Consider the following 25,231-nt stretch of genomic DNA (forward strand, 5'->3'; position numbering starts at 1 on the left):
CGACGGAGCGGAGCTGGACCGGTTGACGGCGCCGATGCACGGGCCGAGAACCGGCCCTCCGCTGCTTCGTCCGTGCCGTGACCGCACGGTCGGGCTGGTGCAAAGGGCCTCCCGGGCGGACGACCCCGGGCCGCCCGCTGAGATCCGACACCCGTGGTTCGGGCGTCGACCTGTCTGAGTTATGCCCTCGAACAATCGCCGTCATGCCAGACCGTACGACGGCGCCCCGATGAACTCCCCGTTACGCGGGGACGGCCTCAGCCGCCGAAACGCCGGTGACGAGCGGCGTAGTCACGCAGGGCCCGCAGGAAGTCGACCTTGCGGAAGGCCGGCCAGAAGACCTCGCAGAAGTAGTACTCCGCGTGAGCGGTCTGCCAGAGCATGAATCCGGACAGCCGCTGTTCGCCACTCGTACGGATGACGAGGTCCGGGTCGGGCTGGGCCTTGGTGTAGAGGTGACGCCCGATCATGTCGATGTCGACGGCCTCGGCGAGCTCCTCCATCGAGGTGCCCTTCTCGTGGGCCTCGAGCATCATGGAGCGCACCGCGTCGGCGATCTCCTGGCGACCGCCGTACCCGATGGCGACGTTGACCACTATGCCGTCGACCTGCGCGGTGGCCTCCTCGGCCTCCTTGAGCGTGGTCTGCATCCCGGACGGCAGCAGGTCGGGCGTGCCGACATGGTGCACCTGCCAGCGGCCGTCGGTGCCGAGAGCGCGTACGACGTCCTCGATGATGCCGAGGAGCGGGACGAGTTCTTCCTCCGGCCGGTCGAAGTTGTCCGTCGACAGCAGCCAGAGCGTGACGACCTTGACGTCGGTCTCGGTGCACCAGCCGAGGAACTCCCCGATCTTGTCCGCGCCGGCCCGGTGGCCGTGGACGGTGCTGGAACCGGAAGCCTTCGCCCAACGGCGGTTGCCATCCATGATGACGCCGATGTGCTTGGGCACCTGAGCGGGGTCCAGATGGCCTTCCACCCGGCGCGCGTACAGCCTGACCAGCAGGCCGCGCAGCTTGTCGCGCAGGTTCACGTGATCGTCAGCCCCTCCGTACGGATCGGACAGGAGCGGCACCCGCCGCGATCCACGGCATGCGGCACGCTCTCGGCCGCGGGCGAATCCTGTCCCTCTGGCGGCCCCCGGACGCGAAGCCTACCCCCGCGGGGGGAGGGCCCAGAAAAACGGGCCGGTCCGTGGGGGGGATACGGACCGGCCCGAGGGGGGGTTTCCACCATAACCCTTCGTAAGTGATGCTGCGCGCATCGGCGGGCCACAACTACTCTCCGGAACCACCCGACGACGCCCCGACGCCTACGGAATCCCACATTCCAGGCACTTCGATGACCGAAACAAGGCCGTTCCCTCCAGGAGAAAACAGGCAATACACGGACATCGCACCCGGCGTGGCGCGACCCACCCGCGACCGGCCCCCACCACACCAACCCTTCCAGCCGTCCCCCCGACGGGTGACCCCAGCAGGAAAGCCCACTTGACCCCGTCCTGCCGCCGGGACGACGAGACGACGGGACGACAGGGCGACGGACTGAAGAGAACGGACTGAAGAACGGCCCCCGATCGAAGCGACGGAGGCGATGAAAGTGATGGAGGGACAGCGCAGCCCCCTCCACCGCGCACCCCTCCCACGCAGCTTTGCTCACGCGAATCGCAGCGACATGAACACAACCCGACCAACGGCCTAGAACCGAACCACACGGCGATCGAGGAGAAACCGCCTACGACACCGTCGCCCCCACCCGCGGCGCCACTTCCTGTGCCGCGAACCGCACGAACCCCTCCGGGTCCGGCTCGTCCCCCGTCGGCTGGAGGACCACGGAGTCGGCCCCCGCCTCGGCCAGCCGCTGGACCGCCTCGGCGACGGCGCCGGCCTCCCCGGCCACACCGAGACCGGGTTCGGAGCCGACGCCTTCGGCGATCAGCTCGGCCCGGAGCCGCTCGTGGGCGCCGGGCCCGGTGGCGGTGAGAAGGTGGACGACGACTTTGTGCCGCCCGGCCCCCCGCCCTGCCGCCACCCGCCCCTCCTCTATGAGCCGCCGGGCACGCCGCACACCCTCGGGTGAGGTGGACGCGGTAAGGACAGTGCCCTCGGCGACCTCACCGGTGAGCCGCAGGGTACGCGGCCCGGTGGCCCCGGCCAGCACGTCGACGGCCCCCTCGGGCGGCCAGTCGAGGGCGACGTCGTCGAGCCTGACGTACCGCCCCTCCATGGTGAGCCGCTCCCCGCGCAACAGGGCCCGCAGCGCCACGAGATGCTCCCGCAGGAGCGTCACCGGCGACTCGACCCGCGCCCCGACCTGCCCCATCCAGTCCTGCACCCCGTGCCCGACACCGAGCACGGCTCGCCCGGGGAACATCCGGTGCAGGGTGGCGGCCTCCATGGCGGTGACGGCGACGTTCCGCAACGGCACGGGGAGCAGCCCGACCCCGATCCGCACCCGCTCCGTCCAGGCCAGCGCGGCAGCAGCCGTGGAGATCCCGCCCTCCCGGAAACAGTCCTCCCACAACCACAACTCACCCAGCCCGGAATCCTCCGCACGACGAACAACGGCCCGAAGCCGCTCAGGAGCCAACTGCGGCCGGAACACAGCACCAAGTGTGGTCATGGGGCTGTACCTACCCGGCGGGCCCCAGCCGCCCACACCCGGCCGGCCCCCTCTCCCCTCTACGGCCTTTCAAAGCTGACGCTCTCGGCGATCACCCGCAGAATCGCCCGGTACTCCGCGCGCCGGGCCGGAGCCGTGGTGGTGAGCGTGAGCACGGCGAGCCGTCGGCAGTCCGGGTGCGGCAGATGGGCATGCATCTGAAGCAGCGGACGCCGCGGCAGACCACTCCCGCTTGCCGGTGTGGAACCCACCTCGCTGAACGAAGCAGGTCCGGCGGCCAACTCGACGAACTCGACCTGCACATGCCCACCATCGGACGCCACGGCACGCGCCGCCGTGACACCCCTGGGCGCGGGGGCGGTCTCCCGCCAGGAAACCGTGAAGAGCGAAAACAACAACTCGCCCGCCCCACCGACATCATCCCGATGCAACCCCACAGAACAGTGCACCGTACCGACTTCCCGAAGGGCAGCCAGAAGCTGCTGACCAGCAGCAAAGGCCGCAATGAACTGCTGGCGAGCAGCCTCGTCAGGAGCAGCGTCGACCAACGGGGCGGCCGCGGCCCGCAAACTGTCCCCCGCCGGGGAATCCGGCTCGGGGAGCAGCGCGTCCAAGGACAGCGGGAGGAAACCCGCTGGTTCGACGAACCACAACTCGGCGAGAGGGTCCGCGGTCGAGGCATCGAGAATGACTGTGGGTGCGCTCAAGTTTCAGCCCCTTCGCTCCCCTTGACACCTGAGCCGGCAGGAGGGGACGCGTCTACGTACCGCGCTCCGGCACGACGGGCACGTTCAAGGTCAGCCGGGTCCGCACCCTCCCAACTCCTGCGCGGGGCACGCCCGTCATAAGCCGACGGTTGATAGAGAAAATGCAGGCGTTTCGGCGTCTTCCCATCCTTGGAGGACACGGCCACGACACCCAGGAACCGCGGATCGCCCGCAAACCACAGAGGCTCCAGTTGCGCCTTGAGCGCAGGCTTCGTACGCGGCCCACCGATGCGCCGCAACCACCAGAACGCCCGATGATGCTTGACGAACGTCATGGGGATCTCTACCCCTTCGCCACCCACAGGATCGGGAAACCCAATCCAGATCCCAGAATTCTCCGCATCCGGATGATCATCAATTCCTCGCGCCAATTCATGATAGATCCGCCATGGATATTCACGGAGAACCCTCAAGATATTAAGTATGACCAGAAACCCTCGAATCTGAATCACCACTCGATAAAGTCCGTAGGGGAAATAGGGCATGAGAACCCAAAAAATCCAGTCCGAGCCGTGCGCGGAGATTCCCAGAAGGATCACCCAGGCTCCAGCCCAACCGAACAACTCGATGACATTTATGACCAGACTCATCAACCATGATCGGCGGGTGGATGGTGCATCCCAAGCAGGGGAGTGACCGCTCGTTTCCATCTGCGCCCTTTTCACCATAGAAACGTCAGAAAAGATGACGTGCGAGGCCATAGATCGTCCCGGAGTCCAGAAGGAGGCGGGAGCCATCGATACCAGCTACAGCGCCATTCTTTACTCCATCGTGATCTGCGTCCACCAGCTTGCTGTGGAGGCCGAGACCGGCAGTACCGATACCAACAACACCTGCCGTCCCCTCCACAACCTTGGCTGAAGTCTCGGGATTTCTGCTACCTCGCACAGCCCGGGCCACCAGCGAGTTCCCGAGGTCAGCCACAGCCCTTGACTCTTCCATGGTCTTCGCCCCGACCAGCGCTACTTGATCGCCGAGAGTGACCGCTGTCGTGCTGCTCAGGGCAGCTCGGATTCCGGTGTATCCGCCCTTGCCTACTGCCCCGATCCCCGGTAGAGATCCCACAAAATCAGCGCCGACCGACACCGCATTACTCCAGAAGTCGGCATCCAGCTCACCATTCCGGATTCCGTCCCACAGAGACATTCGCACTTCAGGGTCGGCAAGCCGCAGCGTGAAGGCAGTCAGACTGACCGCCGAGGACGTGAGCATGAGAATCGCCACTGTGGCCAGACTCCACCCCAGAGGACCGGAGAGAAGGAGAGCCGCGACAGCAATGAGGCCCGCCGCGAAACTGAGGATGTCCGGCAGGTTGTCCGTCAGCCAGTCGAGTGCCTTGTCGAACATGCCTGGCTCATGAGGGGCCAGCTTCCTCGTCGCATCACGGATCTTCTGCGCACGGTGTCCGGCCTGACACTCATGTTCCTCGGCCAGCCTCTTCGCCTTGCCGATGACCTTGTCGAGTTCAGCCTGCGCCTCTTCGACTTCGGCGTTGGCGCGGGCCAGTGCCCGCTGTGCCGCACCATCCCCGGTCCCCTTCTTCTCAAGGTCGGGGTGGTCCTCCGCCTCGACAGCACGCCCCTTCGCCCGGTCCACCGCGGCCTGCGCCTCTTCGGCATCGCTCTCCAGTCGCTTCGCACGCCGCTGAAAGTCGTCCAACTCCTTTTCCCAGGAACTCAGTTGCTTGGTCGCCTTACGAATGGACCGGGCTGCGTTCCTCAGGTTCAGTGGCAACGGACCGTCGTCGAGCTGTTCGCGGAAGGCGACGGCGGCGTCGCCCTTCCAATAGCTGCCGTCCAGCAACTTGGTGACCAGTCCGTGGGCGTCCTCGAGGACTTTCGCGCAACCACTCAGCTTCTTGTGCAGTCCGCGAATGGTCTCGGTGTCCCCCGGTACGGGGTTGAACCCCAGGTGTGGATAGTCGGGGTACGGGATGCGGGGCGCCGACTTGAGCCCCTGGGGTTTCCCGAGGTCGGCCCTCGACTTCGGATCGAGAGCCGCGCCGGTGTCGTCGATCTGGGTGACGGTCACGGGCGGCCACCCCCGCCCTCGCCGGCTCGGGCCCGTTGAAGCGCGGCTTCCAGGGCCTTGTCGACTTCGAGGTAGCTGTCCTTGCTCTTGCCGATGATCTCGGCGAGGTCCTCGGTCTGTTTGCCGATCTCCTCGGCTCCGTACTTCCAGTCGTCCTGGAAGTGCTCGCAGGCCCGGTCGAGATCGTCCGTACCGAGCCCGGTGACGGTCGCGTCCGCGAGCGCCTGCCGCACACCCCGCAGCGAACTCGACGACTTGCGCAGCGACTTCATGAACCGCCCGAGTTCATCCCCGTCAACGACCAACCGCGGCTCAGCCATGGGCTCGTCCCGTCTCCCGTTCCACCTGCACCAACGGGAGGAACGAGAAGCCCCGACTTTCGTAGCGCTCCCGCAGAACAGGGCCCTCGTTAGGAGGAGCGCGTTTCGGACAACAGAGGCAGAGGAGCGCGTTCAGCGGTTGATGGCTTGGATCTCCTGGACGACGACGTCCTGGGTGGCTCCGAAGCTCCCGTCGGGAAGGTCGCCGCCCGCGCCGCCGGTGCCCGTCCACTCGATCTTCCAGGTGACCGTCGCCTGGAGCGGGAAGGTGCCGTCGCCCGAGGAACGCAGGTACTTCACACCGCAGGGCGGGGTCTGCTCCGCCTTGCCCTTGGCGTAGGGCTCACCGATGCGGCCGCCGTTGATCTCGCAGACGCCGGAAGCCGGGAACGTCTCGGCGTCGGGCGTGCCCGGCTCGATCTCCAGCGAGACCGGTTCCGCCGTGGCCGTTGCCTCGATACCGATCACCGGTACCGACGCGGTGACCGAGACCGGCTTGAACTCCGCTCCGTCCAGCCACGCCCACGTCGGAAGGTTCACCTTGGCCGCCTCGGCCGGAGCCAGCGTCACCTCTGTCCCGGGGACCCGGATCTCGGAGTAGGCAAGTTCCGCCAGGATCTCCGGAGTGACGGCGTTCTCGATGTCAGCCGGCGGCGGGTCGCCCTGGTCCACCCAGAAGTAGTCCTCGTCACAGGAGTCCCAGCCCGGCGGATAGCTCTTGTTGACGTAGGAGCCCCACCAGTAACCCTTGCCGGACTTGTCCTTGTTGAAGTCCTTTTCGGGCTCGTCCGGGTTGAGGTATTTCTTGCGCTGCTCGGCGTCCCACTCATGCCCCGTCGATCCGGCTTCCCAGATCGGCTCCAGGTGGTTCTGCAACTGCTCCGGCGTGTACTTGGGGGCATACCAGCAAGGAGGCGGCGTCCATGACGTGGACGCCCTCAGTGCTCCCGCGGAACCACCGCTCCCGTTCTTCGAACGGTCGAACACGACACCACCGACAGTGACCGAAACAGTTCCGTTGTCGCTGGTGTCAGCGCGTTGTTCCGTCTCACCTCGAGTGCCGTTCCCCCCACGGCCGCCGGCATACGCCGCAGGCGCCACCAGCATGGGAACAGAGATAAGTGCGGCAAGAGTCGCGATCCTTACTGCTTTCCCTACGGCTGGCACTCCTTGCTCCCCCGGTTCGACGCGACGTCGGTGGTCTGCCAGACGCCTTCAGCATTCTTTTCGAGCTTGGTGTTGTAGAGGACGTAACTGTCCGCCGTCGTTGGCGTGTCCTCGACCTTCCCGGTCTTCTTGTGCTTGATGAACGACTTACTCTCGTCGGAGCAGTAGGTGACGTATGCGCTATTTGCTCCAGAGAGGCTCACTTTGTAGTCAAAGTACCGGGTCTCACCGACCCAGGTATCGTTCTTCTTGATGTATCCGAGCACATAGGTGATCGAGCCGCTCAGAGCCTTCTCTGTGTTGTAGAAGCCGAGCGCCTTGGTGTCCGTGCTGCCTGCGAAGATCGCTTCGTCGACAGAGTTGACGCTCAACACACTGTCAGCGAGGACCTCGTCCTTCACTGCGTCCCCAGTCTTCTCATACTCGAAGACATTCTTGGCGTCCGAGGGAAACTCGATCTTTGGACGGCCTGCGGAGTCTGAAGCACTCGAGCTCGGTGAGGCCGACTTCTCATCGCCCGTGTCAGCGCCCGCGATCGCGTCGCTGTCCTTGGTGGGGCTCTCGTCGCTGCCGCACGCGGAGAGCGTCAGGGCCGCGGTGGCGGTCAGCGCGAGCGCTGCGAGCAGGGTAGGGCGGCGGTTCACGGTCGACTCCCGGTGAGGCGAGACTTCTCTCGAGCGAACCAACGCTATCCAGCGAGGCATGACGGCACCAGTGAGAAAGGTGACGACTCGCCGGGCGTATCCGGCCAAATCCCGTGCCGTCCACTTCACTTGGAACGTTTCCGTTGCGCCCGCCGCCACTGCGGCGCCCCGCCTCGCCGCGGACCTGGACGCGACCGTCGAGAGCCCGACCGGGACCGCCCAGACCCTGGCCGCCCTTACGACCCGACTCCGCAGGGGACGAGGAGCCTCTTTTCCGGCGGATCGTGTCGGTCGGAGCCCTGGGTCACAGCCCGCAGGAGCCGCGGTCGAGGTGGAAGTACCGGGCGTTGGCCCAGCGGCACAGCCCGACACCGACGGCGACACCGACGATGGTGACCAGGGCGGGCAGGTATCCGCTGGCGACCTGGATGATCGGGATTGCCGGGCAGCCACCCGAGATCGCCCAGCCCGTACCGAACAGCACCGCGCCGGGAACCACACCGGCGTGGATGCGCCCCGGGGAACGGCGGACCCGCAGCAGAGCGAACACGCACACGATGATTCCGACGGCACCCGCGAAGGAGAAGAACATGCGCAGGTCCTGGAAGGTGAACATGCGGTTCAGCTCGGCGTAGTCCCCGAAGCCGATGTTGGTGACGGTGTAACCGAGGGCCAGTCCGGTGATGATGTTGGCCAGCAGGATCGTTCCCCGGGTACGCATCAGATCACCTTCCACAAGAGGAACGACACCGCGACGGCGGTACCGAAGAAGACAGCGGTCGCCACGATGCTGACCGGGCGCAGGCGGCCGCAGCCGCTGAGTCCGTGACCGGAGCTGCACCCGCCGGCCAGTCGGGTGCCGAAGCCGACCAGCACGCCGCCCAGGAACAACAGGCCGATCATGGCAGCCGAGTTGGCGGTGACCAGGTCCTTGAAACCCGGGCCCATGTCGAAGCGGAGCTGGAACCTCCCGGAGGTGACCGCGGCGATCAGTCCGCCGAGGAAGATCGACACCAGCAGGGCAGCCTGGGTGACCAGCGGGACCGGACGCAGGCTCGCGGCCGACGGGCTCTCACTCGGCGTCGGTTCGTTGTCCGACTCGAACGGCTGCGGTTTCCCGTACGCAACCGGCGGCGAGGTGGTCACGCCGGAGCCGGGGCCGGGACCAGGGCGGGTACCGAAGTGCTCCGCGGTGGCTGCGGCGAGCGCGTCGGCGAGAGCTTGATCGTCGGCGAACTCCTCGTCCATCCGTTCGATGCGGCGTTCGCTGCGCCAGTGCAACACGCGGTCCCACGCCGACGACACCCCGAGAGACCGATCGGTCAGGAGGGTGTAGGTGATGGTGACCAGAGCAAGTCCGACAGCGCCTGCCCACCAGGGCCAGTAGGTACTCATGCGGGGCCTCTCATCCAGTCGGCGAGTCGAGCCCACCAGCCGCGCTTCGAGCGGGAGGCTCTCCGCGTGTGCCGAGCGACGTGCTCTGGTGGGTGGGGCGTCTGTGTGAGTGGGGACGGTTGGTGGTGCAGTACGGGGGCCGGCGGGGGTACCGGTTCGAACGGGGGCACGTTCTCCGGCGCCGGCGGCGGGGTCTGCCGGGGCACCTGGCTCGGGTTGGCCACGTCGGACCCGTTCGCGTCGGCCACGGGTTCGAGATGCCGCGCGCGGGCTCCGTTGGGCAGCAGGCTGATGGGCACGGGCTCGCCGGTGAGTGCCAACTGGTAGCGCGCACAGTCGTGCCACTGGCCGTCGCTGTCACAGTAGTAGTCGCGCCAACCTTGCAAGCTCGCCCTGAGGAGAGGGAAAAGGGGACATCCTGCGGCGTGCGAGCAACTCACGTCGCTCCCTCCTGACCGGCGCACACCGCCCGTTCGGGGTGGGCGGTTGCCGTTCTCGGTCTTTGTCCTGGCTGCGCTTGGTCGACGATCTCAAAGAGTCCAGAATGTAGGCACAGCGCCATACTTCGACTTTCCGTCACCACGTTCAGGCGTGATGCAACCACTGTTCCGGTATCCCGAGCAACTTCAGGAGGCTTTTCCCGCAGACCAGTTGACAGCACGCGGTGAGTTGCGCCAAGCGACGAATATGCCCGTCCGTCTCCCTTGTCCGGACATTCGAGGGGGCACCGGCGAGGCCACTTGGATCACGATTCGACCTGGCAGCCGCACTACCGCCGAATTAATTCCGCCACTCATGGAGAGGCTGCAAACGCTGGAGCCATTTGTGACGCGCGTGTGGATGTCTCAGATCGAAAATGAAGATGTTGTCGAAGGGGAGTCATGTGCCAACGTACTGTCTGTCGGTCGTGCCGGAAGGTGACCTACGAGGGCTGCGGAAGACATGCGGAGCAGGTGCTCGCGGGCGTGCCCACGACCCAGCGGTGCGTGTGTGAGTCTGCGGGGCGCACGAGGACGCGCACGGCCGAGGCGATGTCTCGATCGGGGCCGGCGCCGAGCCGGCCGGGGGGCGGCCGGTGGGCCCGGCTCGTCGACTGGGTGAAGCGCCCGGCGTGAGGCGACAGCCGGAAGACGTCGAGCGGGAGTCGAGTGAGGTCATCGGCCACCGCAATCGTCCGGGCGGCCCTGGCCGCCCTCCCCCGTCCTGCCAACCGCACAGGAGCTGACTTCCGGGGCCTGGCGGGGTTAGGTTCGGCGTGGACGGTCGATCGCTCGGTGGTGGGGTGAAGGGGTGGGTCGCTGATGGCGCGCCGGCATGACGGGCGTGGGGAGTTGGTCATCCCCGGCGACGACGACCGGCCTGCTGTGCGCGTGCCGCTGGAGATCGCCGGCTCCTATCGAGCGCGTACCAAGGGCCTGTTGGGGCGGGACGACCTCGACGGTGCGCTGCTCCTCTCCCCCGCCAACAGCATCCACACCTTCCGTATGCGCATGCCCATCGACGTCGCCTACCTCGACCGGCGTCTCCGCGTCATCGCCGTGCGCACCATGCCGCCGGGGCGACTCGGGCTGCCGAGAGTCCGGGCGCGGTATGTCGTCGAGGCCGAGGCGGGGATGATGGCGGGGTGGGGGTTGCGCGTCGGAGTGCGAGTGACGGTGGTGACGGACGCCGTCGGTGGTGGCGGTGACGGTGACGGCGGGCGCCTCTAGGACTGCCCGGTCACGTACGCCCGCATCCCCTCCCTGGGGAGGACCGCCCACATACGGATCCCTCCGCCCGGCTCCCTCGCGTCCCCGAAACCCCAGTCGCCGGAGCACGCCTTGACCACGCAGGCGAGCACCCGCAGCGCGGCCCGTCTCCGGGCGTCGCAGGCCGCGGCCAGCCGGGGGTGCGTGTGGCGGGGATGGGCGTCGTACTGGAAATCAAGGCGGGCAAGGCGGACCACTTGCTGTGAGCCGCAAGGCACCGAGTCATCGAAGTGGGGCGTCTGGTACCCGTCAGGTCCCCTCTGGGTCGGGGTGCGGTCCCGCCGGAAAGGCCGGCCCTTCGAGTCCGAGCTGCGATGGTGTCCCCGCGGGTGGCATAAGGGGTCTGCAGGTGGCGTCGAAGGTCGGGGCCGGTGGTGCTGCTCGGTGGGCGGTGTTCCGCGACCGCCCGGTGGGACGGTGGCCTCGGTGCGGCGATGCCGGGACACTCGCCCAGGCCTCGGGGGTGACACACCGTTCCAAAGGCGTGAGCACTTTGGCTGCCGCTGTCCTGATGCCGCTCGTTTGAGCGCTTGAGTGACACATGTCCGTCGACTGCTCACGGTTTTCGGCAAGGCAGCCGTCTCCGGCCCCACGGCCTCGGGGCCGCGGAGATTCCCTGCACCACCCGGCGGGGCACCATTTGAGCTGCCCCCGAGCAGGACCCGGGGGTGTGTTCCAGACGGGCCCCAGGTCGTCAGCTCTCCGTGCGGGGAAAGGAGATCTCGACCCTGCGGTTCTTCTTGCGGCCGGCCTCGGTGGAGTTGTCGGCGATCGGGTACTGCTCGCCGTAGCCGCGTACCTCGTAGGTGACGTTGGGGTCGTTCAGCTCCTGGCCCAGGATGGTGTGAACGGCGTTCGCGCGTTCGCGGGACAGGACGTCGCCGTGGGCCGAGGAGCCCAGGTCGTCCGTGAAGCCGAAGACGCGGATCTTCGTGGCGTTCTGCTTCTTGATCTCTTCGGCGATCGTGCCGATACGGGCCTTCGCCTGCGCGCTGAGCTTCGCGCTGTCCTTGCCGAACAGCACCTCGGCCTGCAGCGCGAACGTCACCTCCGTGTTGGTGTCCTCGCGGCGCTCGTCACCGCTCTGTTCCTCGACGACCTGCTTGATGTCGAGGACCTTCGGTTCGGCGAGGGTGGCGCCGTCGGGGAGCTTCAGGTCCGGGTCGTTCGGGTCGAGTTCGACCGGGGCGGAGGCGGTGGCTTCGGTGCCCGGTGGGACGCTGGGACCGTCGGCGGCGGCAGCGCCGGTGGCGTTGTAGAGGCTGGTGGCGATGAGGACGGTGGTAATGGTGATTGCCGAGGAGAACCTTGGCCGCACCGTGCTCAGGTGATTAAGTGTCATGGCCTGCCTCACCCAGAGATCTGGATGGTGTCGCTGGCGAACGTCGGTAGTTGGAAGGTGACTTCGGAAGCGTCTGCGGGCGGTGCGGGGAACTGCATGAAGACGGAGAGGCTCTCGCCGGCCTTGATTGCCGAGAAACCCGTTGTCGTCAGCGGGCGGCCGTCGGTGTCGCGCAGCACGTAGTAGCGCTTCTTGCTCTTCGAGTCGACCAGAGTGGCGCCACCGAGCGACCGGCCGTTTCGCACGATCTCGGTTTCGTTGCCGCTCAACGCAGCGGGCACTGTGATGCTCTTGGCACCGTCGTTCTTCAGCATCGCGTTCACAGTGACGAAGCCGCCCGCGTCACGTTCCGCAGAGGTGACCTGAAGAATCAGACCATTCGACCCCCTCAGCTCGGCAATGGGATCGTTCGCCTTTTCCTCCTGTGCACTCGGAGCGGGCCCGTTGCCCTTGGAAGCGGAAGCCGTGGCCGCCGTCCCCTCGTCATCGCCCTCGCCCCCACCGCAGCCGACCACTCCGAGGGCCAGTCCGGCCGCAACAGTCAGCGCGACCATCCCCCTCTGGGCCTTCGTTGTGAACCAAATGCTCATGCCTCTGCTTCCTTAGTCACTCGTCGTTCGTTGGTCAGTCGGCCAGGTGGACATCGAAAAGGTCCTCGGGCTGCGGGAGGAGTTCCACTGGGCCTTCGGGATCCAGTTCCCACTCGATGCCCTTACAGGTGAGCAGAGGAAGGGTGTCATCGGGAGCATCCTCGGCCAGAGGATCGAAGGTGCAGCGAGGATCGATCACCGCAGTGGCTGTTTCCTTCGACTTCATGTTCTCGGTGCCGGGCACAATGGATTCCCCCACGGTCTCGGTCGTCTCGACCTCGACCGTGTAGCCCAGGAGTCCGTCCAGACCACACCCCAGAACGGTCGCGTCGTTCTGTGCCGCAAGCTGGTGCGCGCGCCAGCAAGACTCGTCGAGCCCTTCCGCACTGCCGTCGAAGATCGCCTGCCACTTGGTCGGATCCAGAAGATCCTCGATCCACGCACCCGCGAGTTGGTCACGTCTGTCCTGAGCCGCCGCGAGTGCGGCCGCGTCCGCGGCTGTCTGAGCACCGTTCCTGTTGGCCGCTGCCTGCCCGATCGCCAAATACGCGAACGCGAGAAAGAGCAGGCCTCCCACCACCGTGATGTAAATAGGGAAAGCCTGCCCTGCGTCGCCGTGTTTGCGGGATTGCATCAGCCTCCAGTGATCTCGGCGATTTTCGTCGTGATCGCGTCGAAGATCGTCTGGCCGATACTCGTCCCCGTGATCGCCAGCACGATTGCCACCACCACCGCGATGATGCCCAGGTACTCCACCGCCGTCTGACCCCTGTCGTTGCGGGTGGTGTGGGAGTGGAGGTAAGTGATCGTGGTGTTGATCCAGCTGCTCATGGTGTTCCCCTCCGGCTGACGCGGTTGCGGCTTGCTTCAGGGTGCCGCAGTCGATGTCAGCAACGTACGGCGAATTTTTCAGTTCGCCAGAGGGCCCCAGGGCCCATTTCCGGGCCCAGTTGCCGGTCCGCCGCTTTGCCTTCTCTGCTGTCACCGCAGGTCACCCCAGTCCTCGCGCCGAGTCCGGGGCCGTGCCGAGCCACTTCGCGGCGGCTTCGGAACGGCTGGTGCTGTGGAGCTTCGCGAAGATGCGGTTGATGTGGTTCTTGACCGTCTTCTCGCTGATGAAACAGGTGGCGGCGATCTGCTGGTTGTTCATCCCGGATGCGATGTGGTCCATGATCTCCGCCTCCCTGGTGCTCAGTTGGAACCTCGACCTGTCGGGAGCGGCCGGACGACCGCTTGTCCACCCGGAAGAAGACTGTCCCACATACGGTTGCAGTTGCGAAAGGTTTTGTGAAGAAATGGCTGAGGGAGACGACTGGATCTGCATCAGTTCGCCTGGCCGTGTGGGGGGTTGGGGTTTCGTATACGGAAGCTCGACTACAGAATCTGCGTATGCAGTCGCATCCATCCCGGCGTCTCCCAGGCCGTCGGGCAACGGTGGGCCCGGGGGCGCCTTGCGGAGCTGGGCCAGCAGCGCCCCGGCCGGTGTCGGGGTGAAGTGGGCTCGGCCCTGCCCGATGTCCCGCACGGCTGTGACCAGTTCGTCCGCCGTGAACTCGCCGTGGACCAGGTATCCGCCCGCTCCTCTGCGCAGCGCTTCCTGGACGACCTCCGATTCTCCGCTGTACGTCAGCATCATGACCGGGGCGATGCGTGCCAGGTAGGGCAGTGCCGTGATGCCGTCCATGCCCGGCATGCGGACGTCGAGGAGGATGACGTCGGGGTGGTGGTCCCGGGCGGCCCGGCATGCCTCGCTGCCGTCTGACGCCTGCGCCACGACCGTCAGTTCCTCGTGGACGGAGAGCAGGGCGGTCAGGCCCGCGCGGACCACCGGGTTGTCGTCGGCGACGAGGATCCGGAGGGCGGTGGGCGAAGGGGTCTTCGGGGAAGGGCCCGGCAGGGTTCTCATGGGGGTGTCGTCCTCGTTGTCGCAGGGGTGACCGGTGGCGTCGTGGCCGGCAGGGGGAGTTCCAGGCGGACTTCCGTGCCCCGGGGGCGGGTGCCGCGACCGATGCGGATGCGGGCGCCGACCGAGGCCGCGCGCTCGACCATGCCGACCAGGCCGAAGTGGCCTTCCCGGCGGAGTTGTTCGAGGTCCGTGCCTGGGGGCAGGCCGCGGCCGTCGTCGTGGACGCTGATGCGGAGCAGGTCGCCGTGGACGCCCGCGCTCACGTCGACGCGGGTCGGCGCCGCGTGACGGTGGGCGTTCTCCATCGCCTCTTCGACGATGGTGAGGAGTTGGCGTGCCACCGCCGGTGGGACGGCGGACGGGTGGTCGCCTGTTCGGCGGAATGCCGTGGGGAGGCCGGTGCGGGTGCTGAAGGTGCGGGTTTGCGTCGCCAGTTCGGCCAGTACGTCCGTGTCCTTCTCCGGCTCCGTGCCGGCGGACGGGTCGGGCTCGCGGCGCAGGTCGGCGAGGAGTTCGCGGGACTCGGCGGCGGCGCGACGGGCCGAGCGGGCGACGAGTTCCGCCTGTCGGCGCACCAGCGCCGCGTTCATGTGTCCGGCGCTCGCGGAGGCGGCGAGGCCGTCGGCGGCCAGGGCGACGCCGTACAGGGTCTTGGCGACGGAGTCGTGCATCTCGCGGGCCAGACGCGCGCGTTCCTCGTTGACCGCCTCCGTGGCGGCCAGGCGGGCCCGGACCTCCGTCAGGGCCCGGGTGGCCGTACCGAAGCGGAGCATGAGGCCGCGGAGGCTGGAGCCGACCGCGCCCGCGAGCACACACGTACCGGGCAGGAACAGGGTCTCCGTGAGGCCCGCGCGCGAGTCCGCCAGGGTCGCGTAGACCAGGAGCAGGATCAGGCCCTGGAGGGAGGCGAAGACGGCCGCTCCGCGCCAGCCGTAGACCAGGCCGGCGAGGAGCGGGGTGCAGACGCTGACGTAGGCGAGGAGGCTGTCGGGGCCCGCGGAGATGAGGATCAGGGCGCCGAAGAGGGTGTCCGCGGCCAGAAGGGTGGGATGGCGCAGGAGGAGGGGGCCGAAGCGTTCCCAGTCCCGGAAGAGGACGTAGGACGCCATGAAGGTGACCACCACGGCGATGCCGACCAGGCGGGTGCCCCAGCCCGGCCCCGCGTTGAGGAGGGCTGCGGGGGCGGCCAGCGCGGTCATCGCCAGCCGGAAGCCGAACACCTGCCGGCACAGGGCCTGGAGGGCGTTGATCTGGATGTCGATGTCCGGTGCGAGTGCGGGTGCGGGTGCGGCGGCCGTCCCGCCCCGGTCCATGACGGAACGGCCGCTGTCGTCCGCGGGGGGCACCCGGACGTGCGGCGCGCCCGCCCGGGGCACGGTGTTCTCGGGCCGCCGCGTGCGGCGCCGCAGCGCCTTGCGCGCTGGACGCTCCGTACGTTCCCCGGTCGTCGTCATGGCAGCACCGCGCCCCCGTCCTACTCGCCCGTGATCGAGCCGAAGTCGGTGCCGGAGCCCAGGATCAGGCCCGCGCCGAGGAGGATCATCGTGGCCGGGACCATGAACGTGGTGATCATCATGGTGGCCTTGGGGACGGCGCGGGCGGCCTTGCGACGGGCGTTCTGCGCGTCCGTGCGGCGCATGTCCTTGGCGAGGGCGACCAGGGTCTCCACGATGGGCGCGCCCAGTTCCTCGCCCTGTTGCAACGCGGTGACGAACATGGCGACCTGCTCGGAGTCGTTGCGGCGGCGCAGTTCCGCGAAGGCCTGGCGGCGGCTCATGCCGAGGTCCATCTGGCGGAGGGTGATGCGCAGTTCGTCCGCCCACGGGCCCTCGTACCTGGTGGCGACCCGGTCCAGGGCCTGGCGGAAGCCGAGGCCCGCGCTGACGACGACGGCGAGGACGTCCAGGAAGTCCGGCAGCGTCCGCTCGATGACGTCACGGCGGATCCGGATCGCCGACCAGATGCCGACCTCCGTCCAGAACGCCCCGAAGGCGAGCAGCAGGAGCGCGACGAAAAACTGCCCGCGCAGGAGGAAGACCAGGAAGCCGAGTCCGCCGAGGAAGCCGTAGACCGCGCGGCGGGCGGCGTAGCGGTCGATGGTGAGGCCGCCGGGGTTGCCCGCCAGGTCGATCTTGCGGCGGTACCTGGCGACCCGCTGGGGGCCCATGACGCGCAGGACGGCCGGGGCGTAGCGCATGCCCATGCGGTCGACGAGCGAGTCCACCGCGCCGGTGCGGGTGGCGCCGACCTCCAGGGCGAGGACCAGGTCGGCGGGGAGTTTCGCCTCGGCGCGGTACATGCGGACGCCGGCGAAGACGCCCCAGACGGCGATGGCCATGGCCAGTGCGAGCAGAAGTCCCATGTCAGTCGTTCCCTCCTTGTCCCTCAGAGTCCCTCAGACGTCGATGCGGGACAGGCGGCGGATGAGGACGAAGCCGACGGCGTAGAGGCCGAAGGCGACGATCACGGCGCCCTGGCCGACCGGGGAGCCGGTCATGCGCTCCAGTGCGCCGTCCTTCACCCCGTTCATCAGGAACAACGAGCCGACCCCCAGGACGGGAACGGCGTACGACGTCATGCTGACCTGGGAGAGCTGGGTGCGGACCTCGCGCCGGGTCTCCTTGCGTTCCTCCAGGGTGTCGGTGAGGTTCCGCAGGGCGCCGACCACCTGGCCGCCTGCCCGGTTGGACAGCACCAGGGTGGTGACCAGGACGACCAGTTCGCGGGAGGGGAGCCGTTCGGCGAGTTCGCCGAGGGCGTCGTCCATCGAAGCGCCGAGGGCCAACTGGTTGTCGACCTTGGCCAGTTCCTCGCCGGCCGGTGCCTCCAGCTCCTCCGCCGCCATGCCGATCGCCGTACGAAGGGCCAGGCCGGCCTGGGTGGCGTTGGCGAGGATGCGGGCCAGTTCGGGGAGTTGGTTGATGAACCTCTCGATCCGTTTCTGGCGTTGCCAGTGGAGGAACTGGAACGCCAGCCAGATGCCCAGGATCCCGGCCGGCGGGCCGAAGAACGGGGCGAGGACGGCCTGGCCGGTGAGGTAGAGGCCCAGGACCAGGGCGAGCACGCAGACGAAGAACTCCCCCGGGGTGATGTTCAGGCCGGTCGCCACCAGGCGCAGTTCCAGTTTCCTGCCGAACGCGGTGCGGCGCAGTCGGCGGTCCAGGGTGGGGAAGTGGCGTCCGCGTCCGCCGCCCGGGACCCGGCCGGTGGCCGACAGCCGGTCCACCAGCGCCTGCCTCTGCGCCCTGCCCGCGGCGTACATGTGTACGCCGACGACCGCGAGGACGCAGGTCAGCAGCGCGATGCCGGTGGTCAGCGTGATCAGGTTCTGCAGCTCCATGGCGGCGGTCCTACCTGGCTTCTCGGGTGGTCAGCTGGTCGAGGGAGCGGGCGATGCCGAAGGCCTGCGGGACGGGCTGACCCGCCATGTAGAGGCGTTCGGCGGTGCGGCGCGGGAGCGGGTGGTGCTCGTACGCGCCGTGGACGCGGCCGTCGGAGGCCATCGGCCGGGCGTTGAAGCGGGCGACGGTGGCCAGCCGGTACGGTTCCCCGCCGTGGCTCTCCAGCAGGGCGATCTCGGTGATGCGGCGGGCTCCGTCGGCGAAGCGGGTCAGCTGGACGAGGACGTCGACGGCGCTGTTGATCTGGTCGTGCAGCGCGGCGAAGGGGATCTCCACGTCCGACATGGAGGCCAGGGTCTGGAGCCGCATCAGGGCGTCCTCCGCGCTGTTGGCGTGGACGGTGGCGAGGGAGCCGTCGTGGCCGGTGGACATCGCCTGGAGCATGTCGAGGGACTCGCCGCCGCGGACCTCGCCGACGACGATGCGGTCGGGGCGCATGCGCAGCGAGTTGCGCACCAGGTCGCGAATGGTGATGCGGCCCTTCCCCTCGACGTTCGGCGGGCGGGCCTCCAGGCGGACGACGTGCGGCTGCTGGAGCTGGAGTTCGGCGGAGTCCTCGATGGTGATGATGCGTTCGCCCTCGGGGATCAGTCCGGAGAGGGCGTTGAGGAGGGTCGTCTTGCCGGTGCCGGTCGCGCCCGACACGATCACGTTGAAGCGTGCCTGCACCAGGCCCGCCAGCAGGTACAGCATGTGCTCGTCGAGGGAGCCGAGGCCGATCAGCTCGTGCAGGGTGAAGGAGCGCGGGAAGCGGCGGATGGTGAGGGTGGCGCCGGTCAGGGACAGCGGCGGGATGATGACGTTGACGCGTTCGCCGGAGGGCAGACGCGCGTCGACCATCGGATTCGACTCGTCCACACGACGGTTGACCGTCGAGACGATGCGCTCGATGGTCTGCATCAGCTGGTCGTGGGAGGCGAAGCGCATCGGCAGCTGCTCGACCCGTCCGCCGCGCTCGACGAAGATCGCGTCGGGGCCGTTGACCATGATCTCCGTGACGGAGGCGTCCTCCAGGAGCGGCTCCAGGATGCCGAGGCCGAGCGCCTCGTCGACGACCCTGCGGATCAGCTGGGAGCGCTCCACGGTCGACAGGACCGGGCCCTCGCGGCTGATGATGTGCCCGAGCACCCGCTCCAGTCTCGCGCGGCGCTCGGCGGCGGCCAGTGAACTCATCTCCGCGAGGTCGATCTCCTCGAGGAGCTTGGCCCGGTAGGAGGCGACCAGATGGCCGTCCTCACCCCGGTTCCCCTTCTCCTCGGGGAGGTTGATACGTGCCCGCAGGCTCATGAGTCCGGTACTCCTCGTTCGTGGTGCCTGGTGCCTCGGTCGGTGGTCAGTGGTCAGCGGTCGGTGGTCAGTGGTCCATGGGCATCGTGGCGGTCTTCCGGGCCTGGCCGAAGTCCCAGCCCGGCACGATCGACGGAATGCCGATCGTGGCCGTGACGGTGACCTCCTCGCCGCCTTCCGCCGCCCCGCAGGCGGTGTCGCCGGCCAGCCAGCCGCTCACCGCGACCGTGCAGGCGCCCTGGGCGGACTGGCCGAGCGAGGCGCTACGGGCTCCCGCCCGGGCTGCGGTACCGGCCTGCTGCGCGGTGTACGCGATGAGGCCGAGCTGTACGCCGGCCAAGGCGACGATGACGAGGATCGGCAGGAAGCCCAGATACTCGATCGCCACCTGGCCACGGTCCCGGCCCCGGCCGGGATCCCGACGCCGTCGGAGCCCGCCCCGCCTGTTGTCGTACGGCATCTCAGTCCCCCACCTCCTCCTCCACCGCGCCCGCGTGGCCCTTCACCTCGAAGGGGAAGTCGGCGGCGCCCGGGAAGAGGACGGGGACTCGCAGCGTCACGTCGGCGGTGACATAGCCGCCCCCGGTCCCGCAGTTCACCGTCGCCGCTCCCTCCCAGGCGCCGGGCAGCTTGTCCAGCCCCGCCGCCTGACAGGCGCCCTGGCGTGCGCCCGGATCCGCCGCCGTGCCCGCCCGTACGGCCTCGTCCGCAGCATTCCCCGCGAGGGTGAACGTGTATCCCACGAGTACGAGTTGCCACAGCACCACCAGCGTCACGAGGATCGTCGGGACCATGCCGAGGAACTCGATGGTGACCTGGCCCCGGTCCCCGCCCCGGACGGCGTGCTTCTCCTCCCCCTTCACCTCATCCACCTCATCCCCCCTCATCCCCCTCCGTCCTTGCGCCGTCGGATGCTCACGGCTCCCCGGTCGCCGCGCAGCCGGTCACCGCGCAGCCGTCCGGTCCTGTGGGCGCCCTCGGTGGGTTTGACCAGGCCGAGTTCTCCGGCCAGACCCCACAGGGCCTGTTTCACCGTGCTCTTGCTCTCCAGTTCGTGGACCCGGCCCGCGTCGACGACCCCCTGCAGTTCCTTGAAGTGGGCCGGGATCACGGTGGCCGCGACCGCGGTGCCGGTGATCTTCTGGATGAGCGGGGGCTGGATCTCCGTGCTCCGGGTGTGGCGGTTGACGACGACCGTGGTCTCCTCCGCCTTGCGGATCTGCAGCCGGTCCCACATCCGCACCGTCCGTTTGGCGCCCCGGACGGATACCACGTCGGGGGTGGTGACCAGGAGCGCCGTGTCGGCGGTCTCGACGGCCGCCGCGCCGGCTCCGCCGAGCTGGGCCCCGGTGTCGATGACGACGACCTCGTAGCGGGAGCGCAGGGCGCCGACGATGTGGCGGGCGGCGCGGTCGGTGACGTCCTCACCGCGTTCGCCCTCGCCGGGGGCGAGGAGCAGGGTGAGGCCGGTGTCGTGGCGGAAGACGGCGTCGGCCAGGACGCGCGGGGAGATGTCGCTGATCGTCGCGAGGTCCACGACGGACCGGCGGAACTGGACGTCCAGGAAGGAGGCGACGTCGCCGGTCTGGAGGTCCATGTCGACCAGGGCGGTACTGCGTCCGGACGCCTGGGCGGCGAGGGCGAGTTGGATCGCCGTCAGGGTGGTGCCCACACCGCCCTTGGCGCCGCTGACGGTGACGACCGTGCCGCCGACGCCGGTGAACACGTCTCCGCCGGAGCCCAGATGGCGGCGTACGCCGGACGACCACTGGGCGACCGCGTGGACGCGGCTGGCGAGTTCCTCGTAGCTGAGCGGCAGGGCGACCAGGCCGCGGGCGCCGTAGTCCATGGCGGCCTGGAAGAGGCCGGGGCTCGCGTCGGAGGTGACCAGGATGACGCCGACGGCGGGGAAGCGCAGGGCCACTTCGCGGATCAGTTCCAGCGCGGGGACCGGGCCGATCCGCTCGTGCACGACCACGACCTCGGGCAGCTCGTCGACCGACTCGGCGGCCAGGCGCGCGAGGGTGTCGACGAGCTGGGTGGAGTCGACCACCGGGGGCACCGGTTCGGCGTCCGGGAGCTGGCTGAGCAGTGTGGTGATGGACCGGACGGCGTCCGCGTCCCCGACTGCCGGGAGGATCCTCGTGGGCATGCGGGCCTCTCACTTGTCCTTCGCGAGTTCGTACGTACGGTCCTGCTCGGGGACCGTGGTGTCGCCGCCGGGTGCGACGAGCGCGAGCCTGACCCGCTGGGCGAACGACTCGGCGTAGGTGATGCGCTGGGCGTCGATGGCGGACAGCGCGAAAGTGATCGGGACGGCGTCCGTGGGCTGTCGGCCGCGGTCGCCCTCGTCGGGTTCGAGGGCGGTGATCCGGCCGACGTCGAGGACCTTGGCGTTGGTCACGATGATCTTGGACTGGGCGGGTGCGCCCTCGTGCTCCCCCTCGAAGGTGGCGTAGACGTTGACCGACGAGCCCGGTGTGATCTTGCCGGCGACGCCGGTGGCCGCGTCGATCATGATGGCGACCTCCTGCTGCCCGGGTTGCAGGGCGGGCTGGTTCACGATCATGTCGCTCTGCAGCAGGGAGCCCTCGCGCAGTGTGGTGACGGCGATCTTGCCCCGGATGTCGCCGAGATCGGTGACCGCGTTCTCCGACAGCCAGCGCTCGGGCATCTCGATCTTCTCGAACTGGCCCGCACTGAGCGGCGCGTAGGGCGCCACGTCGGATTTCAGCCGGTATGCGGTGACTTCGGGGCCGACCTTGGACTCCACGTCGTCGATGACGGAGAGCACGCCGGCGAAGGCGGCGAGGGCGCACAGGATCGACAGGAGCAGGAGTATCACGCCGCGGCGCTGACGGGAGTTCATAGACCGTGCAACCTCATTGGGGGGTGTGGGCCGAGCGGATTCGATGGAGGGCGGGCGGGGGGTCCGGCCGCCGGGTCAGGTGCGGCGGGCGAGGGCTCTGCGGCCGTCGTGGACGGGTACGGATGGCGGTGTGGCCGAACAGAACACGCACCGGTCACCGATGACGTCGATGCCGCACCAGTGACAGGTGCCGCGCCGCACGGAGGTGACCAGCTGGTAGAGGACGGACAGGTCGGGCAGATAGCTGCAGAACTCGATCACCTTGCCGGTCCCCCACCAGCCCGGGGACTCGGCCGGAAGCGGTGCCTCGCGCAGCCCCTGCACCTTCCAGGACGGCGCCAGGGTGCCGGTGACCCAGTCGGACTGGAGCTGCCCCTTGGCGACGAGCATCCAGGTACCGAACTCCGGCCCGTCCAGGGCTGTTTCGGGACCGAGACGGACGAGTTGCGGCTGGGGATGCGCGAGTACGGCGAACTGGCTGCCGGGCACCCAGGACTTGGCGTGCTGTTTCAGGTTCACGGGGATCCGGTCGAGCCGGGCGACGGAGCCCAGCAGAGCCCCGGAGTGGAGGTAGTGGACCAGCAGCCGGCCGGCCGAGGCGAGCACGCCGGGGCTGAGGTCGCAGGAGCCCAGTTGCCGCAACTGGCGGGCCAGTACGGCCACCGCGAGCGGCGGCAGGTTGGGGGTGAAGAGCGCGATCCGGTCGCTCTCCAGCAGGGAGCGCAGGGTGTGCAGCCGCCGCAGGACGGCGACGGGTGTCGCCTTGGAGCAGACGACGATGACGTGCCCGTGCTGCTCGACGAGTGACTGGAGGTCGGTCAAAGCCTGTTCGAGCGGCAGGGCGCCGATGTCCCGCAACACCACGGCGGGCAGGGTTCGTTCGTCCTGCGGTGGCAGTGCCAGGTCGGCACCGGTCACGGCAATGGCAGTTGGCACGCGCGGCTCCCCGTTCTCCCCATGCCCGTCGGCCCGCCGGGGGTTACTCCGGCACACCCTGATGGCTTCGCTGCGTGACTATGCGAGCACTGTAACCACGGCTCTGTGGCCGGAGAACAGCGTTTGCCCACCTCGTGAGCAACGGATGGTGCACAAGTTGCTCCAAAACGGGGCAGGTTGAGCATCTCGTCGGTCTCGATACGGCCTACGGGGTGGAGATCCCGTGCACCGCCTTGACGCCGACCCCCGCCCCCGGGGCCTACCGGCGAGTCGGGTCGCCGGCGGACCGGAGGCAACCCCGCTCCCCTGAATTGGTCTGGACCCATTGACAAGGCGATTGGTCTGGACCACGTTGTTGCTTCAACGACGGCCACCGTCACCCCCACGTCCTTCCCCCCTCTCCTTTCTCCCCCTCTTCCCCTCCTTCCCCCCTTCTCCCCCACCGGAGGCTTCAGTGGACCGCGCACCGGCTACGAAAGAACGCAGAAGAAGAGGCAACGGCCGCCTCTGGGCGGGCGCCCTCGTCTCCGCCCTGGCTCTCACCCTCCCCCTCGCGGGCGCGGGCCAGGCGGTCGCGGCGGACGTCAACAACGTCAAGAACGCCGGCTTCGAGGCGGGCCTGAGCAACTGGACCTGCTCGGCGAACAGCGGGACGACCGTCTCGTCCCCCGTGCACGGCGGCACGGCCGCGCTCAAGGCCACGCCGTCCGGACAGGACAACGCCCGCTGCACGCAGACCGTCGCGGTGCGGCCCGACTCCACGTACTCCCTGAGCTCCTGGGTGCGGGGCGGCTACGCCTACCTGGGCGTGACCGGCACCGGCACGACGGACGTCTCGACCTGGACCCCGGACTCCAGCAGCTGGAAGCAGCTGACGACGAGCTTCCGGACCGGCTCCGCGACCACCTCGGTGACCGTCTACACCCACGGCTGGTACGGGCAGCAGGCCTACTACGCGGACGACCTGTCGGTCTTCGGCCCCGACGGGGGCGGGGGCGGTGACCCGCAGCCCACGGTCCCGGCCACGCCGGGCGGCCTCAGCGTCTCCGGTACGACGTCCTCGTCGGTGTCGCTGGTGTGGAACGCGGTGTCGGGCGCGACCGGTTACACCGTCTACCGCGACGGTACGAAGGTGACGGCGGTGTCGGGCACGTCGGCGACGGTGACCGGCCTCGCGGCCTCGACGTCGTACTCCTTCCAGGTGGCCGCCACCAACGCGGCGGGCGAGTCGACGAAGTCGACGGCGGTGACGGTCCGGACGAGGGAGAACGCCGGCGGCGGAGGCGGTGGTCTGCCCAAGCACGCGGTGACCGGCTACTGGCAGAACTTCAACAACGGCGCGGCGGTGCAGCGCATCTCGGACGTCCCGGCCCAGTACGACATCATCGCGATCGCCTTCGCGGACGCGACGGGCACGCCCGGAGCGGTCACCTTCAACCTGGACACGGCCGGCCTGAACGGCTACACCGTCGACCGGTTCAAGGCGGACGTGCGGGCCAAGCAGGCGGCCGGCAAGAAGGTCGTCATCTCGGTGGGCGGCGAACTGGGCACCGTGTCGGTGAACAACCCCACCTCCGCGACGAACTTCGCGAACTCCGTGTACGCCGTGATGCAGGAGTACGGCTTCGACGGCGTCGACATCGACCTGGAGAACGGCCTCGACGCGACCTACATGACGCAGGCGCTGCGGTCGCTGTCCGCGAAGGCGGGCCCGGACATGATCCTGACGATGGCCCCGCAGACCATCGACATGCAGTCCACGTCCAACGCCTACTTCCAGACCGCGCTGAACGTGAAGGACATCCTCACAGTCGTCAACATGCAGTACTACAACAGCGGTTCGATGCTGGGCTGCGACGGCAAGGTCTACAGCCAGGGCTCGGTGGACTTCCTGACCGCGCTGGCCTGCATCCAGCTGGAGGGCGGCCTCGACCCGTCCCAGGTGGGCCTCGGCCTCCCGGCCTCCACCCGCGGCGCGGGCAGCGGCTACGTCTCCCCGGCCGTGGTGAACAACGCCCTGGACTGCCTGACACGGGGCACCGACTGCGGCTCCTTCAAGCCCTCCAGGACCTACCCGGGCCTGCGCGGCGCCATGACCTGGTCCACCAACTGGGACGCCACCGCCGGCAACGCCTGGTCCAACGCGGTCGGCCCCCACGTCCACGCCCTGCCGTGACCTCCAGCCGATACGGCGCCGCCCCCGCCCAC

At 68.5% G+C, this 25,231-nt stretch carries 26 protein-coding genes and 1 pseudogene; 2 read left to right on the plus strand and 25 right to left on the minus strand.

The annotated features are described in order from the left end of the window. Positions 1-257: 257 nt before the first annotated feature. From AB0I73_RS12340 to AB0I73_RS12385, 10 genes are all read right to left on the minus strand, one after another. The gene (locus tag AB0I73_RS12340; RefSeq protein WP_363036431.1) at positions 258-1,031 is read right to left on the minus strand and encodes an isoprenyl transferase; all 774 of its coding nucleotides are present in this window, start codon (positions 1,029-1,031) and stop codon (positions 258-260) included. 701 nt (positions 1,032-1,732) lie between these two features. Continuing rightward, positions 1,733-2,620 carry an LLM class flavin-dependent oxidoreductase gene (locus tag AB0I73_RS12345; RefSeq protein WP_363036433.1) on the minus strand — a complete coding sequence of 296 codons (888 nt, stop codon included), beginning with the start codon at positions 2,618-2,620 and terminating at the stop codon, positions 1,733-1,735. 59 nt (positions 2,621-2,679) lie between these two features. Continuing rightward, positions 2,680-3,327, minus strand: a complete 648-nt coding sequence (locus AB0I73_RS12350; protein WP_363036435.1) for a hypothetical protein — start codon at positions 3,325-3,327, stop codon at positions 2,680-2,682. Continuing rightward, complete coding sequence (locus tag AB0I73_RS12355; protein WP_363036437.1) at positions 3,324-4,088, minus strand: hypothetical protein; 765 nt, start codon at positions 4,086-4,088, stop codon at positions 3,324-3,326. Before AB0I73_RS12355 ends, AB0I73_RS12350 begins: the two co-directional genes overlap by 4 nt. After that, a complete protein-coding gene (locus AB0I73_RS12360) occupies positions 4,063-5,418 on the minus strand; it encodes a hypothetical protein (protein ID WP_363036439.1) in 1,356 nt (451 codons plus the stop codon). Before AB0I73_RS12360 ends, AB0I73_RS12355 begins: the two co-directional genes overlap by 26 nt. Continuing rightward, positions 5,415-5,738: a hypothetical protein gene (locus tag AB0I73_RS12365; protein WP_363036441.1), complete on the minus strand. Its 324-nt coding sequence runs from the start codon at positions 5,736-5,738 to the stop codon at positions 5,415-5,417. Before AB0I73_RS12365 ends, AB0I73_RS12360 begins: the two co-directional genes overlap by 4 nt. Positions 5,739-5,870: 132 nt before the next feature. Further along, positions 5,871-6,845, minus strand: a complete 975-nt coding sequence (locus AB0I73_RS12370; RefSeq protein ID WP_363036443.1) for a hypothetical protein — start codon at positions 6,843-6,845, stop codon at positions 5,871-5,873. 47 nt (positions 6,846-6,892) lie between these two features. Further along, positions 6,893-7,549: a hypothetical protein gene (locus tag AB0I73_RS12375; protein WP_363036445.1), complete on the minus strand. Its 657-nt coding sequence runs from the start codon at positions 7,547-7,549 to the stop codon at positions 6,893-6,895. 304 nt (positions 7,550-7,853) lie between these two features. Beyond that, positions 7,854-8,270, minus strand: a complete 417-nt coding sequence (locus AB0I73_RS12380) for a YeeE/YedE thiosulfate transporter family protein (RefSeq protein ID WP_363036447.1) — start codon at positions 8,268-8,270, stop codon at positions 7,854-7,856. Then, positions 8,270-8,944: a YeeE/YedE thiosulfate transporter family protein gene (locus AB0I73_RS12385; protein ID WP_363036449.1), complete on the minus strand. Its 675-nt coding sequence runs from the start codon at positions 8,942-8,944 to the stop codon at positions 8,270-8,272. Before AB0I73_RS12385 ends, AB0I73_RS12380 begins: the two co-directional genes overlap by 1 nt. 1,301 nt (positions 8,945-10,245) lie before the next feature. On the opposite strand from AB0I73_RS12385, the gene AB0I73_RS12390 reads away from it, so the two are divergent. Next, positions 10,246-10,653, plus strand: a complete 408-nt coding sequence (locus AB0I73_RS12390) for a DUF192 domain-containing protein (protein ID WP_363036451.1) — start codon at positions 10,246-10,248, stop codon at positions 10,651-10,653. On the opposite strand, the pseudogene AB0I73_RS12395 reads toward AB0I73_RS12390, so the two are convergent. The 15 genes and pseudogenes from AB0I73_RS12395 to AB0I73_RS12465 form a co-directional block, all read right to left on the minus strand. Beyond that, a pseudogene (locus tag AB0I73_RS12395) lies at positions 10,650-10,859 on the minus strand (ATP-binding protein); the annotation flags it as partial. The gene AB0I73_RS12390 and the pseudogene AB0I73_RS12395 sit on opposite strands and share 4 nt — an antisense overlap. 527 nt (positions 10,860-11,386) lie before the next feature. Continuing rightward, positions 11,387-12,034 (minus strand): OmpA family protein, encoded by a 648-nt coding sequence (locus tag AB0I73_RS12400; RefSeq protein WP_363036453.1) that lies wholly within the window; start codon positions 12,032-12,034, stop codon positions 11,387-11,389. Between the two features lie 8 nt (positions 12,035-12,042). Continuing rightward, positions 12,043-12,624, minus strand: a complete 582-nt coding sequence (locus AB0I73_RS12405) for a hypothetical protein (protein WP_363036455.1) — start codon at positions 12,622-12,624, stop codon at positions 12,043-12,045. Between the two features lie 34 nt (positions 12,625-12,658). Next, positions 12,659-13,258, minus strand: a complete 600-nt coding sequence (locus AB0I73_RS12410; protein ID WP_363036457.1) for a pilus assembly protein TadG-related protein — start codon at positions 13,256-13,258, stop codon at positions 12,659-12,661. Then, complete coding sequence (locus tag AB0I73_RS12415) at positions 13,258-13,455, minus strand: hypothetical protein (RefSeq protein ID WP_363036459.1); 198 nt, start codon at positions 13,453-13,455, stop codon at positions 13,258-13,260. The genes AB0I73_RS12410 and AB0I73_RS12415 overlap by 1 nt, the downstream gene beginning before the upstream one ends. 160 nt (positions 13,456-13,615) lie before the next feature. Then, positions 13,616-14,530: a response regulator transcription factor gene (locus tag AB0I73_RS12420; protein ID WP_363036461.1), complete on the minus strand. Its 915-nt coding sequence runs from the start codon at positions 14,528-14,530 to the stop codon at positions 13,616-13,618. Continuing rightward, a complete protein-coding gene (locus tag AB0I73_RS12425; protein WP_363036463.1) occupies positions 14,527-15,984 on the minus strand; it encodes an ATP-binding protein in 1,458 nt (485 codons plus the stop codon). The genes AB0I73_RS12420 and AB0I73_RS12425 overlap by 4 nt, the downstream gene beginning before the upstream one ends. A gap of 20 nt (positions 15,985-16,004) precedes the next feature. Continuing rightward, a complete protein-coding gene (locus tag AB0I73_RS12430) occupies positions 16,005-16,892 on the minus strand; it encodes a DUF5936 domain-containing protein (RefSeq protein ID WP_363036465.1) in 888 nt (295 codons plus the stop codon). Between the two features lie 33 nt (positions 16,893-16,925). After that, on the minus strand, positions 16,926-17,870 hold the full coding sequence (locus tag AB0I73_RS12435; RefSeq protein WP_363036467.1) for a type II secretion system F family protein: 945 nt from the start codon (positions 17,868-17,870) through the stop codon (positions 16,926-16,928). A 10-nt stretch (positions 17,871-17,880) separates the two neighbouring features. Next, positions 17,881-19,218 (minus strand): CpaF family protein, encoded by a 1,338-nt coding sequence (locus AB0I73_RS12440; protein ID WP_363036469.1) that lies wholly within the window; start codon positions 19,216-19,218, stop codon positions 17,881-17,883. Positions 19,219-19,285: 67 nt separating this feature from the next. Further along, complete coding sequence (locus AB0I73_RS12445; RefSeq protein WP_363036471.1) at positions 19,286-19,678, minus strand: TadE/TadG family type IV pilus assembly protein; 393 nt, start codon at positions 19,676-19,678, stop codon at positions 19,286-19,288. A gap of 1 nt (position 19,679) precedes the next feature. Then, positions 19,680-20,012 (minus strand): pilus assembly protein, encoded by a 333-nt coding sequence (locus tag AB0I73_RS12450; protein WP_363036603.1) that lies wholly within the window; start codon positions 20,010-20,012, stop codon positions 19,680-19,682. 89 nt (positions 20,013-20,101) lie between these two features. Further along, on the minus strand, positions 20,102-21,370 hold the full coding sequence (locus AB0I73_RS12455; protein WP_363036473.1) for an AAA family ATPase: 1,269 nt from the start codon (positions 21,368-21,370) through the stop codon (positions 20,102-20,104). Positions 21,371-21,379: 9 nt separating this feature from the next. Further along, positions 21,380-22,087, minus strand: a complete 708-nt coding sequence (gene cpaB, locus AB0I73_RS12460) for a Flp pilus assembly protein CpaB (RefSeq protein WP_363036475.1) — start codon at positions 22,085-22,087, stop codon at positions 21,380-21,382. Positions 22,088-22,162: 75 nt separating this feature from the next. Further along, positions 22,163-23,005, minus strand: coding sequence for a hypothetical protein (locus AB0I73_RS12465; protein WP_363036604.1), 843 nt, complete (start codon positions 23,003-23,005; stop codon positions 22,163-22,165). 550 nt (positions 23,006-23,555) lie between these two features. Here AB0I73_RS12465 and AB0I73_RS12470 point away from each other — a divergent pair. Then, a complete protein-coding gene (locus AB0I73_RS12470) occupies positions 23,556-25,199 on the plus strand; it encodes a glycoside hydrolase family 18 protein (RefSeq protein WP_363036606.1) in 1,644 nt (547 codons plus the stop codon). Positions 25,200-25,231 lie beyond the last annotated feature (32 nt).

The organism is Streptomyces sp. NPDC050388, assembly GCF_040655635.1.
In the GTDB taxonomy this organism is placed as follows: Bacteria; Actinomycetota; Actinomycetes; order Streptomycetales; family Streptomycetaceae; genus Streptomyces.